Below are 12,743 nucleotides of genomic sequence, written 5' to 3' on the forward strand. Positions count from 1 at the left end.
AAATTTTAGGAAGGATAAAAAATGAAGAGAAAGAGAAAATTAGATTTTAGAGATTTTCTTTTTAAAATTTATAAAAAAATAACAAGAACACAAAAGTACTGTACAGCTCTTTTTCTTTTATTTTTTATAAGCAACACTTTCTTAACACAAAATTTGATTTCTAAAGAGATCAAATCGACAGGATCTGTATTATTCTTAGTTAATCAGTGTGGTATTTGGTTTGGAATTGCATTCTTTATTCTAGTTTTACTAATTTCACAATACACTTTAAAATGGATTTTTTCCTTAAGATTTTAGTTTCATACGTAATATATACAATACTATCATATTCGATTGATGTCTCACTGAATATTAATAATCCTAGTTATAAGATTGATCATTTCCAAAAAAATAATTTTTGGCAATTTAATTCTTTATCATTTATTTTATCATTGCTAGTGATTTCTTATGTTTTGGGAAAAATCAGAAGATTATATGATAATAAAGCAAATAGGAAAAAGCCGAAATCTGTTGGAAAATTATTCGAATATGTCTTGCATTCTAGCATAGTTTGTTCATTTATTTTTACTGATTCTAAAATTCCTTCTTTATTGTATCGTACATCATGGTATGTATCTGGAAATTTTGAGAAATCAGGAGCGGGAAAGTATTCTTTGAGCCAATTTTGGTTTTTAGAATTTCATTTGCTACTCTTAAGTATTTTCTTAACTTTAGTGGGTCTACTTTTTGTAAAAGGGCAAGTTGATGTAGTAAAAAATAGATCCAGTTTTTCGCTTGCTATATTTACGAGTATTAGTCTTGCAATATTATTTAATACAGGAATTCAATTGGGTCTTGGCCATGGGGAACCTTTGGTTGGATACTCAATATTTCCAGGAGGTGTAATATTTCAGATATTATGTTTATGTTATCTGTTTATTTTTCTATATATAATCTTTAATAGATATTTGTTTACGACAATATTGATTTTATTTGGTGGTGTTCTATTTGTTGTTGCTAATGCTATAAAATTTAGTATGCGGATGGAGCCTATTTTACCAAGTGATTTGGTTTGGGTATTTCAACCTTCTGTTTTATTTAGTTTTGTAGATATCTCAGTTTTAATGACTGTGAATGTTTCCTTAGTCATTTTTATGTTTATTTATATAATAGGAAGGAGATATATTTATCCGGGTAGAATCATTCGCGCAACAATTTTAAGATTTGTTTTGTTAGGATTTATGTTCTTAATGTCCATTAATGTTTATTCTATTTTTAAAAGAAAAGATAACGGTAAAATTATAGATGATATTCCGATTATTACCTTGCTAAATAATTTTCAAGATACAAAGTGGCTAGGAAATTCCATAAACGCTAGATATCGTTCGTTGTTATACGTATGGTTAAATCAGATAACAACTGATCCAATGATGCAACCAAAGGGATATAATAAGGATAAAATTAAGGAAATTGAGAAGAAATATGATCAAGTGGCTTTAGAAATCAATAAAAATAGGAATGAGTCAATTGAGGATCAAACGATTATTTATGTTTTAAGTGAAAGTTTTGCTGACCCATCTAGAATTGAAGGGGTAAATTTATCTAGAAATCCTATACCAAAGATTCAAGAAATTAAGTCAAAAGTTACAAGTGGATTAATGCAATCAGATGGTTATGGTGGTGGGACTGCAAATATGGAGTTTCAAACTTTGACAGGATTGCCCTTTTACAATATAAATCCTACAGTTTCTGTACTATACTCAGAAGTTGCTCCTAAAATGAGAAAATTAATTTCAGTTAGTGACTCTTTTATTAATAAGAAAGTTGTACATTTTGAATCTCCAATCAATTATTCCAGAAATGTGATTTACAATAGATTAAAATTTAATAAATTTATCAGTATTGATGACAAGGATGAATTTGATTTAGGTTATCAAGAAGTGCATATAAGTGACGAGTCTACGTATAAAGCAGTATTAAAAGAGATGGATACTCAAAATAATCAATTCTTTTCTGTAATTACGATTCAAAACCACTCTCCATTTATATCAGGAGAACCTTCAGACTTAACAGCAACAGCTTACGGTTTTTCGGATGATGAAAATTCCAAGTTAACGAATTATTCGCGTCTTTTAACCTTCACTGACACTGCCACGCAATCCTTCCTTGAAAGTCTCTCGAAAATAGATAAGAAGATTACCGTGGTATTTTATGGCGACCACTTGCCAGGTCTCTATCCTGAGTCGGCCTTTAAGAATAATCCAGAGGGTCAGTACCAGACAGACTACTTCATTTGGAGTAATTTTGATGCACCGAAATTGAATTATCCTTTGGTCAATTCAAGTGATTTCTCTGCTATGGTCTTTGAACAGACCAATTCAAAAGTTTCACCTTACTATGCTTTATTGACAGAAGTATTGAAAAAAGCAAGTGTCGACAAAAAGGCCTTAGAAGGGGAAGCACAAGAGATTGCAGAGGATTTGAAATTGGTTGAATACGACTTGATCAGTGGTAAAGGTTATTTATCAAAAGACTTTTTTAAAGTTTATCAATAGTTTATTTATTTGGAGAAGGAATTGTATTTTTCGGATCATTGTTAACTGCAGTATATTGATGAAAAGTTACAACTCGGAGAGGACTAAATTTGCCCTCTCTATTTTGATATTTAAAGCAAAGATAAGATGATTTTAGTTTTAAAGTTATCAAAGTTTTGGAAGCTAAAAACATTTTGTTCAATGAGTTTGATGATGTTGTTAGTGGCTTCAACAAGTTTTGCATTTTAGTAAGAAAATTTCAATGTGTTAATAACCTTTTTCTTAGTCTTTATAAGCTGTGTTAATGGGTAACAAATGAGACAGCTAATGAGTTATTAAGGGAGTATTTTCCTCAAAAGGGTGATAACATTAGTTGATGAGCATGGATTCGGCAATAGAAAAATGTTAAATCACAGACTGCAAAAGTATCTAAACTGGAAGGATACATACATTTAAAGGGGCTTTTTAGTTGATTTTTTCTGACTCTCTCTACTTCAAAATATTATACAATATGTTTAAAAAATATTAGGTGTGAATATGAAAAGCAAAATTGAGCGCTCCATTCCTGAAAAAGAGTTTCATTTGGTGAATAGCTCCCTTATCTCTCAAGTTTTTCGAGGGATTCTTGTTGGTTTATTTGTGGGTGGAATTGTAGGACTTTTTCGTTGGTTAATTGAAAAGGGATTTCATTTTATTCAAAACCTTTATGAAATACTTCATCAAGATCTAAATATGCTATGGTTCATTTTAGTTCTTTATTTAGGGATCATCTTAATCGCGGCGTATCTAATGCAATCAGAAAAAGATATAAAAGGTTCAGGTATTCCCCAAGTTGAGGCTGAGCTAAAAGGCTTGATGTCATTAAATTGGTGGAGTATTTTATGGAAAAAATTCTTTGTAGGTTTTTTAGCTATCTCAAGTGGTCTCATGCTTGGACGAGAGGGCCCCAGTATCCAATTAGGTGCAGCTGGTGGGAAAGGTTTGGCAAAATGGTTAAAGCTAAGTCCGGTTGAAGAGAGAGTCTTGATTGCAAGTGGCGCAGCTGCAGGATTAGCAGCAGCTTTTAATGCTCCGATTGCAGGCCTCTTATTTGTCGTCGAAGAGGTTTATCGACATTTTTCTCGTCTTTTTTGGGTTTCTACCTTAGTGGCGAGTTTAGTATCCAATTTTGTATCTTTGGCTATTTTCGGTTTAACTCCAGTCTTAGATATGCCTGATAATATACTTCAGATGGAGCTACATCAATATTGGATTTACTTGGTAATGGGAATTATGTTGGGTGTTGCTGGATTTATGTATGAAAAAGTAGTGTCAGCGATGCCAGTCATCTATAAAAGAGTTGGTCAATTTTTTAAAATACCATCAAGTTACTATCCTATCCTTGCTTTCTTATTTATTATACCGATTGGCTATTTTCTTCCACCTATATTAGGCGGGGGAAATCAATTGATTTTATCTCTTAATTCTCAGCATTATCTACTAAGTACTCTTGTTGTATTTTTTGTTATCCGTTTTATCTGGAGTATGATTTCTTATGGTAGTGGCCTTCCAGGCGGGATCTTTTTGCCGATATTGGCATTGGGATCTGTTTTAGGAGCTATTATTGGAAATATCTGTGTATATCTTGGCTTAGTCAATGAGCAACAATTTCCAATTTTTATTATATTAGGGATGAGTGGTTATTTCGGTGCTATATCAAAAGCTCCTCTTACAGCCATGATTTTGGTAACAGAAATGGTAGGAGATATCCGTAATTTAATGCCTTTAGGCTTGGTTACTTTGTCGGCTTATATTTTAATGGATCTATTGGGTGGTGCCCCTGTTTATGAAGCTATGCTGGAAAAAATGCTTCCAGAGACGATTGATGATGGAGATGGCGGAGAGACAACTATGATAGAAATTCCTGTTTCTGAGAAAATTGCAAACCATCAAGTACGTGACTTAAATCTACCTCCAGATGTTTTGATTGTCATGAATGTACATAAAGGAAAGAAAAAAACGGTAAATGGTAGTAGTAAACTCTGCCTAGGAGATACAATTTATCTTGTGGTTAGAAATCATGAAATCGGAAAAATAAAAGATTTGCTGCTGTAGTACCTAATACGATCAACACCTTTCTGACATATGTGTTAGTGAGGTGTTTTTCATTAAATTAAATTATCTGACAATTTATTGAAAAATTAAAAATTTTTTGGTATAATTTTTTAGAAAATTTGTAATTATGAAGGAGATTCATCATGAAAAAAATGGGTTTAATCCTATTTTCTGCTACTTTACTTTTGACTGCTTGCTCAGCAAACAACAATACACAGAAAACATCCTCTTCTAGTAGCCAGGCGAAGATTACCCTGTCATCTGCAGAACAAAAGAGTTTAGACAAGGCGACTGCTGATTATAAAAGCTTTGTTCAAGGACAAATTGATCAATTATTGACTGATACAGAAAAATTTGCAGGCGTCCTAAAAGAGGGCAAACTTGATGAAGCAAAAAAAATGTACCCTCTCATTCGTATGAGTTATGAGCGATCAGAACCGATTGCTGAAAGCTTTGGTGAATCTGACGTGAAGATTGATTTCCGATTGGCAGATTATTTGGATGAAAATAAGACGGAAGAAGGATGGTCTGGTTTTCACCGTATTGAAAAGATTATGTGGGAACAAAATACAACTGTTGGAACTGAGTCCTACGCTGATCAATTAGTGAACGATATTAAAGAGTTAAAAGCTAAAGTTGCGACAGTAAAAGTAACCCCAGATATTATGTTGACTGGAGCGGTAGACCTTTTAAACGAAGTTGCAACGAGCAAAATTACCGGTGAGGAAGAGATTTATTCGCATACAGACTTATATGATTTTCGTGCTAATATAGAAGGTGCTGAAAAGATTTTTGAGCTCTTTAAACCATTAATTGAGGCTAAAGACAAAAAATTAGTTTCTTCATTGGAAAAGGAATTTAAAAATGTGAATAGTCTTTTAGATAAACACATGACAGATGCTCAACATTACAAGCTTTATACTGACTTGAGTAAAGAAGATACAAAAGAATTGGCAGAAGCTGTAACAAAACTTGGTGAACCTCTTTCACAAATGGGTGTAATCTTAAACGGGAAGTAATAAAATGACAAACGACGAAAAATGGTTTGAGAAAAAAATTGATCGTCGCGAATTTCTTAAAAAAGCAGGGATTGGAGGCGCTGGTTTAGCACTTGGTGTTTCTGGTGCATCTGCTTTTTTCACTAATAAGGTGAAAGAAGAAAAGAATTTCGCTGATGGTGATGAGGAAATCAGCTTTTATGGTTCGCACCAAGCGGGCATCACAACCCCGATGCAGAAAAATGTGTATTTTGTTGTTCTTGATTTGCATAGCACTGATCGAGCTGAAGTGATTCAAATGTTCAAGAATTGGACGGATTATAGTAGCAAATTGGTTGATGGTGAATTAGTAAAAAAAGATGGTTCTAATGCACTGTTGCCACCTAGCGATACTGGGGAGACAGTTGGTCTAAATCCTTATCGATTGACACTAACTTTTGGCGTATCTATTTCGTTCTTGAAAAAGATGGGATTAGAAAAGAAACGTCCCCAAGCCTTTCGTGAGTTTCCACCTTTTCCTAAGGAGCAATTACAGGATAAATATACCGGAGGAGACATTGTTATCCAAGCCTGTGCAGATGATGAGCAGGTAGCTTTTCATGCAGTTAGAAACTTGGTTCGTAAGGCACGAAATACAGTAACGATGAAGTGGAGCCAGTCTGGTTTTGCTGCTATTGGTGATCGTTTAGCGACACCTAGAAATCTTTTTGGCTTTAAAGATGGGACCGCAAATGTGACAAAGGAGAAGGACTTTGAACAGGTCGTTTGGTGCGATTCGAATGACTGGATGAGAGATGGTTCATACATGGCAGTGCGTCGCATTCAGATGTTTCTTGAGACTTGGGATCGAACAAATTTACAGGAGCAGGAAAATACTTTTGGTCGTTACAAGGATAGCGGAGCACCTTTTGGTAAGAAACATGAGTTTGATGAGGTGGAGTTAGAGTTGCTTCCTGTCGACTCTCATGTCCGCTTAGCTAAAGAAGTCAACAAACCTATTTATCGTAGATCTTATTCTTATTCTGATGGTATCGACGAGAGGACAGGGCAATTTGATTCTGGGCTTCTTTTCTTGTCCTTCCAGAAAGATCCAGACAGCTTTGTCAAGGTGCTGACTAATCTTGGTGCGCAAGATAAAATGAATGAATATGTCACGCATATAGGTAGTGGACTTTTTGCTTGTTTTGCTGGCATAAAAAAAGGAGAGTATATTGGCCAAAAACTATTTGAATAAGATACTGATCGTATTTCTTCTCTGCCTGTTCTGTATAGTGAATCCTGTTTTTGCTGATGATTCCTTGAGTCAGCTATTTGTTAAAATCACGGATGCAACGGTAGCTGTTCAAAAAGGTGATCAAAACAAGGCAAATCAGTTGGTTGGCGAGATTAAGAAAGAATTTGAACAAATAGAAAATCATGATTCTAAAGCAGGCAAAGAAGTCAGTAAGGCTTTAAATATGACTGAAGTCACTGAAGAAAAATTAACGAAAGTTTCTTCTGCACTGCTAACCTTTGACAAGGAACAGCATCCAGTCGATCTGGATGCCGAAAAGAAAAAGCTAGTAGGTAAGTTAGAATCAAAATTTTCTGATTTACAGACGGCCATTATAGATCGAAATCTTGAGAAAATACGAGAAGCCTACAAAAAGATGAACTCAACCTGGACAGTGAATGAAGGTGTAGTTCGTGATCATAGTACAGCTCATTATGGCAAAATTGAAACAACTATTTCATTTTTACGTAGTGCGATTGAGAGTGAACCAGTTGATTTTACTGCTATTCAGTCTTCGTTTGATGATTTGAAAATAGCGATTGATAATTTTGTGACAGGAAAAGAAGTTGCAAACAGCTCCTCCAATTTAAACTTAAATGACGGAATTCATCTCTTAAAAGAGGCTCTCGATGGTTTTATACAAGGAAATACCAAGCAAGCAAGTGCTACGATGAAGAAGTTCATTAGCATTTGGCCAACCATAGAAGGAGATGTAAGCACGCGCAATGCTTCGCTTTATACACGTGTTGAGAGTGAAACACCTGTTATCATGGTAAAAGGAAGCGAGAAGAAGTACCAAGAGCAACTACAAGCATTGATTAATGATTTATCGCAGATTGATACGAGTGCCTCTTATCACTTCGTTGATGCCATGCTTATCCTGTTGAGAGAAGGTATTGAAGCACTTTTAATTATTATGGCGCTCATCACGACACTTAAGACATCTAAGATGAAAAAAGGGCTCAAATGGGTTTATATGGGGGCATTTACTGGTATTTTTGCTAGTGTAGCGATTGCTATTTTACTACAATATCTTTTCCCAGCAGTGGCTTCTGGCTCTAATCGGGAAATGATAGAGGGAGTAGTTGGGATCTTTGCAGTAGTCATGATGATCTTGGTAGGTATTTGGCTCCATAGTAAATCATCCGTCAAAAAGTGGAATACTTTTATGCAAAGCAAGATGGCAACAGTTACAGCGACAGGAAGCTTCGTTTCAATGTTTGTACTGAGCTTTCTGGCTGTATTTCGTGAAGGTGCTGAAACGATTCTCTTTTATGCAGGAATCTATCCTCGTATAGATAAAACAGCCTTTTTTATCGGTATTGGGCTCGCAGTTTTTTGTCTAATATTACTTGCTTTTGTCATGGATAAGGTATCAGCCTATTTTAAACCCCATCATATTTTCTTGGTGTTGACTTGGCTCATTTATATTCTGGCTTTTAAAATGTTGGGAGTCAGCATACACGCTCTCCAACTAACAAATATGCTATCAATCCATCTAATCAATGGTTTTCCAACTATTGATTGGGCTGGTCTTTATCCAAGTCTAGAAGGGCTCATCTGTCAACTTCTATTTATAGTTGTTATACTGTATATTACCTGGAGAAATAGAGAGAGTAAAAATGGAGCGTAAAAAACAGACAATTATAGAACATTTGACTGAGTTTCGGAACCGTTTTATATGGACCTTGATTTGTTTTTTCTTGGTCTTTTTGGTTAGTTTTCTTTTTTCAAGTGATATTTACAGATGGCTTACAAGTGGATTTGAGCAGAAGTTGCTGGTTCTCGGTCCAGATGATATTTTGTGGATTTATGTAAGTTTATCTAGCTTAGTAGCTTTTAGCTTGACCTTGCCTTTTATGATTTATCAAATTTGGCAATTTATCAGACCTGCTCTGAATACTCATGACTCTGTGGCTATTTTTGCATATATACCTGCTACATTTTTGTGCTTTGTAGTAGGTTTAGCTTTTGGCTTTTATTTTGTTAGCCCTGCAATTTTACATATTTTACTTTCACTTGGAGAGGGGCTGTTTGTAACTCAGTTGACTGCACAAAGTTATCTGGCTTTTCTTTTTCATACAACAATTCCATTGGGGCTTTTATTTGAATTGCCAGTTCTTGTATCTTTTTTCACTTCGATTGGTTTTCTCAAACCAAAATTTTTGGTACAATATAGAAGACATGCTTACTTTGTTTTATTAGTGTTAGCAGTTGTACTAACACCTGCTGACTTTATTAGCGATTTGGCCATGACAGTGCCTTTGATTTTGCTTTATGAAGTTAGCCTGCTGTTAAGCCATACGATTTATAAAAAGAAAGAAAAAAGGAGTTCATAATGGGATTTTTGAGAGATATTGGAGCGCCAGGAATTATCATCATCATTTTTGGAGCTTTGCTAATTTTTGGCCCTAAGCGTCTACCAGAGTTAGGTCAGTCTATCGGTAAGATGCTTTCTGAGTTTAAGTCTGCAATGAATGGAAGTGACAAAGAAGCTGACTCAGACTCCAAAAAAAATGATGAAAAGGGCGAATAGCCCTTTTGTTTTTGGCAATCCTTATAGCTTTTAATATGCTTCAATAGAGGAGATTTATATGTATCAAACTTATCATTTTGGTCAAAGGTTGAAATTATTTCTTTCGATTTTTATCCCTGTTTTGATTTATCAATTAGCAAACTACTCAGCTTCTTTTGTTGATACAACGATGGCTGGGCAATATGATACTCTTCATCTGGCTGGCGTTTCCATGGCCACGAGTTTATGGAGTCCTTTTTTCTCGTTATTAACAGGAATAGTATCAGCTTTAGTTCCAATCGTTGGTCATCATCTAGGAAAGGGAGATGAAAAAAAGATTGCGTCTGATTTTTATCAGTTTATCTATTTGTCGCTACTTTTATCTTTATTTCTGTTTTTATTGGTTTGCTTAGGAATGCCATTTATCTTAGATAGGCTAGGATTAGAAGTTCTAGTTAGAGAAATTGCGAAACAGTACCTATGGTACTTATCACTTGGAATTGTTCCTCTTTTACTTTTTAGTGTGGTCCGATCTTTCTTAGATGCTTTGGGAATGACTCGTTTGTCTATGTATTTGATGTTGTTACTTTTACCATTAAATGGATGTTTTAATTATATGCTGATTTATGGTGCTTTTGGACTTCCAGAAATGGGAGGTGCAGGAGCTGGTTTAGGAACTTCAGTGGCTTATTGGATTCTCTTGTTTATCTCGCTTGTAATTCTATTCAAGCATCCCAAGGTGAAGGGTTACAGACTTTGGGAAGTGCAAGCTATTAACAGAAAAGGAATGAAAGAGGGATTGCGTCTGGGCTTGCCGATTGGGGGAACTGTATTTGCGGAAGTAGTTGTGTTTTCAGCTGTAGGGTTACTGATGGCTAAATTTCCATCTTTAGTAATTGCTAGCCATCAGTCAGCTATGAATTTCTCGACACTGATGTACGCTTTTCCTGCAGGAATTTCAACTAGCATGGCCATTGTGGTCTCTTATGAGGTTGGGGCGAAAAGATACATGGATGTTCGTAAATATTGTAGCCTAGGACGGCTGACTGCTTTAGCTTTTTCAATTTTTACCTTACTGTTTCTTTATTTCTTTAGAGATAAGGTTTCTTCACTTTATGGAACAGATCCAGAATTTATCAAATTAACCTCTATATTTCTAACTTACAGTTTATTTTTCCAATTAGCAGATACTTTTGCAGCGCCCTTACAGGGGATTCTCCGAGGTTATAAAGATACCACAGCACCGTTTTATCTTGGCTTAATCGGTTATTGGGGTGTGGCTTTACCAGTTGGTTTCATTTTTGATAATGTTTTTAAGATGGGACCTTACGCATATTGGATTGGACTGATTGCTAGCTTGCTTACAAGTGGCATTCTCTATCAACTACGTTTAAAATACATCGAAAAAACGACCTGTTAAACTATATTGGTCCCAAAAAGTTAATAGTAATCAAAATAGTCTGCATCAGCTTTTCAAGTTTTTCTAAAGAGTTAAAAGTCTGTTCATATTCATGAAACATTTCAGACTGAATGATGCCAAATAGATAAGCATATTTTTCTTGATGATAAAGGTATCCCAGGTGTTTATAATTTCTATCTTCAAGCAATTCAGTAATTAAATTCTTGAAATGAGTAAGGTTAGAGGAGGCTTCAAATTACTCATTGAAGAAATAATCCATCAGGATAGAATTAAAAAAATATTTTAAATTCTAATACGATTTTTTGGTTGACAACAGTAAGAATATCTGATAACGTGAATGTGAAAAGGCTTTCGTTTTTAGAGGTTAAAAAACTTATGGAACTTGTATTACCAAATAATTATGTTGCCCTTGATGAAGAAGAGATGATGTATCTTGATGGGGGTTGGTCCAAATATACGGCGATTTCAAATATAAAAGCTTTATTAGGGGTACCTGCGGTTGCATTTGCAGCAAGAGCATTGTGGAATTTTATGACAAGTAACAATGCAGCTACTTGGGATTACATTCAAACAACCGCTAGAATGGCATGGGCAGGAGTAAAAATGTTTTGGATGCTTCCTGCTTATGCAAAATTGGCAGGCGTAGCTGCTGGAGCAGCATTTATCTATGCGATAGGAACTTGGAGTTTATTTGGATAATGGATGAGATAAAAAAGAGTTTAAAGAACTGAAATTATATCAAAAGATAATAATCATTGTGATTACTTTAGGCTTAGGATATGCTTTAGGAGTTTTGGAGCTCTATAAATGATAGGATTATGTTACACAGCTTTCATTATTTTATTTACCTATTTTTGGCATCTGAACTATTATTTTAGTTTTTTAATGCTAGCTACTGGATTATTAATCTATAGAAATAGCCTTGGTTTAAAATCGAGAGTTTTCGGTTATGTGTTTTTATTTCAAAGGAAAATAGAAAGAATCGATATCATAAATTTACTGTCATGCTTTCTTTTTCTCGTTTTCTATTTTGGAAAGGAATTAGAAAATTTATCTCTTGAAGTTGTAATTAGTCTCATACCTATCTATATCTTTCTTTATTACTGGTTATTTGAGGGATTGCCAATTAAAATAAAAAAATCTTAATGATAACCCTCAAATTAAACATTAGAAGGTATAGTAGATAATGTGATAGAGATAATGTTGTGCCTAGAGTAACCTTGGCAAATAAAGAACACCACAAATTCTGGAGATCAATTATGTTTGTTCCAAGTGAGATGAATATCCCCATGTTATCGCTTCTTTTATTGCTGTTTGTAGTAGTTGGTCTACTCTTTCTTCTAAATAAATGGATGATTGTTAGATATAAAAATCAAAAAATAACGATAGGTCATGATTTAAATATCGTCTTTCAAGTATTTGGTGAAAGAGAAAATGCAGATGAAGTTCAGCTAGTGATTTCTAAAACATTTTGGTACCGTCCGTTAACAAATACAATAGGGGTGATAAATTTAAAAAGCAAGATGCTGCTTGATGCACTGGCTTTTCTACATGAGCTTTATCATCATAAAGATCGAAATAGGGTAATAAAGATACAGACTTTAGTCTCGCTCTATACTTATGTTGTTTCAAGCATTTTGAAATTCATTGCACTCTTTTATATCTGGTCTGGTAAAACAAGTATCATTCTATCAAACGTATTAATACTAGATATGCTGATGTTATTTGTCTGCTTATTACTAACACTGGTGATAGAAAGTTATGCTTCGCGTGAGGCGGTTTTATTTCTGGAAAAGAACCAGTATGTAAAAAACAATCAATTCATCAAACGGGTTTCAAATCGTGCATTATTCTCTTATTTCTTTCAGTTTGTTTTATATATCATTATATCTGCCTTGCTCTTTTACATGATTGTATGACAGGAAACCCT

The 12,743-nt window shown here is 34.5% G+C and carries 8 protein-coding genes and 3 pseudogenes; 10 read left to right on the plus strand and 1 reads right to left on the minus strand.

The features are described from left to right. The first annotated feature begins 21 nt into the window (after window positions 1-21). Window positions 22-2,534: pseudogene (locus tag HMPREF9182_RS00460) on the plus strand (LTA synthase family protein). A 66-nt stretch (window positions 2,535-2,600) separates the two neighbouring features. On the opposite strand, the pseudogene HMPREF9182_RS10840 reads toward HMPREF9182_RS00460, so the two are convergent. Further along, window positions 2,601-2,806 (minus strand): annotated as a pseudogene (locus HMPREF9182_RS10840) (transposase); the annotation flags it as partial. A 244-nt stretch (window positions 2,807-3,050) separates the two neighbouring features. Between HMPREF9182_RS10840 and HMPREF9182_RS00465 the strand changes: the two are divergent. From HMPREF9182_RS00465 to HMPREF9182_RS00515, 9 genes and pseudogenes are all read left to right on the plus strand, one after another. Then, complete coding sequence (locus tag HMPREF9182_RS00465) at window positions 3,051-4,607, plus strand: ClC family H(+)/Cl(-) exchange transporter (RefSeq protein ID WP_009755091.1); 1,557 nt, start codon at window positions 3,051-3,053, stop codon at window positions 4,605-4,607. Between the two features lie 143 nt (window positions 4,608-4,750). Then, entirely contained in the window at window positions 4,751-5,626 is an 876-nt protein-coding gene (gene efeO, locus HMPREF9182_RS00470) for an iron uptake system protein EfeO (RefSeq protein WP_009754284.1), read from the plus strand. 4 nt (window positions 5,627-5,630) lie between these two features. Then, a complete protein-coding gene (efeB, locus tag HMPREF9182_RS00475) occupies window positions 5,631-6,839 on the plus strand; it encodes an iron uptake transporter deferrochelatase/peroxidase subunit (protein ID WP_009754901.1) in 1,209 nt (402 codons plus the stop codon). Further along, window positions 6,817-8,511, plus strand: coding sequence for an FTR1 family iron permease (locus tag HMPREF9182_RS00480; protein ID WP_037602428.1), 1,695 nt, complete (start codon window positions 6,817-6,819; stop codon window positions 8,509-8,511). Before efeB ends, HMPREF9182_RS00480 begins: the two co-directional genes overlap by 23 nt. Further along, the gene (gene tatC / locus HMPREF9182_RS00485; RefSeq protein ID WP_009443406.1) at window positions 8,501-9,217 is read left to right on the plus strand and encodes a twin-arginine translocase subunit TatC; all 717 of its coding nucleotides are present in this window, start codon (window positions 8,501-8,503) and stop codon (window positions 9,215-9,217) included. Before HMPREF9182_RS00480 ends, tatC begins: the two co-directional genes overlap by 11 nt. Beyond that, the gene (locus tag HMPREF9182_RS00490) at window positions 9,217-9,414 is read left to right on the plus strand and encodes a twin-arginine translocase TatA/TatE family subunit (protein WP_009754866.1); all 198 of its coding nucleotides are present in this window, start codon (window positions 9,217-9,219) and stop codon (window positions 9,412-9,414) included. Before tatC ends, HMPREF9182_RS00490 begins: the two co-directional genes overlap by 1 nt. A 58-nt stretch (window positions 9,415-9,472) precedes the next feature. Next, window positions 9,473-10,813 (plus strand): MATE family efflux transporter, encoded by a 1,341-nt coding sequence (locus HMPREF9182_RS00495; protein ID WP_009443053.1) that lies wholly within the window; start codon window positions 9,473-9,475, stop codon window positions 10,811-10,813. 375 nt (window positions 10,814-11,188) lie between these two features. Continuing rightward, window positions 11,189-11,257 (plus strand): annotated as a pseudogene (locus tag HMPREF9182_RS09765) (argininosuccinate lyase); the annotation flags it as partial. Between the two features lie 815 nt (window positions 11,258-12,072). Then, window positions 12,073-12,732, plus strand: coding sequence for a hypothetical protein (locus tag HMPREF9182_RS00515; protein ID WP_009754247.1), 660 nt, complete (start codon window positions 12,073-12,075; stop codon window positions 12,730-12,732). Window positions 12,733-12,743: the final 11 nt, after the last annotated feature.

Origin of the sequence: Streptococcus sp. oral taxon 056 str. F0418 (genome assembly GCF_000220065.1) — a bacterium.
In the GTDB taxonomy this organism is placed as follows: domain Bacteria; phylum Bacillota; class Bacilli; order Lactobacillales; family Streptococcaceae; genus Streptococcus.

Coding starts and splice junctions, on each gene's coding strand:
- HMPREF9182_RS00465 (WP_009755091.1), top strand. CDS start 3,051: ATGAAAAGCAAAATTGAGCGCTCCATTCCTGAAAAAGAGTTTCATTTG.
- efeB (WP_009754901.1), top strand. CDS start 5,631: ATGACAAACGACGAAAAATGGTTTGAGAAAAAAATTGATCGTCGCGAA.
- HMPREF9182_RS00495 (WP_009443053.1), top strand. CDS start 9,473: ATGTATCAAACTTATCATTTTGGTCAAAGGTTGAAATTATTTCTTTCG.
- HMPREF9182_RS00490 (WP_009754866.1), top strand. CDS start 9,217: ATGGGATTTTTGAGAGATATTGGAGCGCCAGGAATTATCATCATCATT.
- HMPREF9182_RS00515 (WP_009754247.1), top strand. CDS start 12,073: ATGTTTGTTCCAAGTGAGATGAATATCCCCATGTTATCGCTTCTTTTA.
- tatC (WP_009443406.1), top strand. CDS start 8,501: ATGGAGCGTAAAAAACAGACAATTATAGAACATTTGACTGAGTTTCGG.
- efeO (WP_009754284.1), top strand. CDS start 4,751: ATGAAAAAAATGGGTTTAATCCTATTTTCTGCTACTTTACTTTTGACT.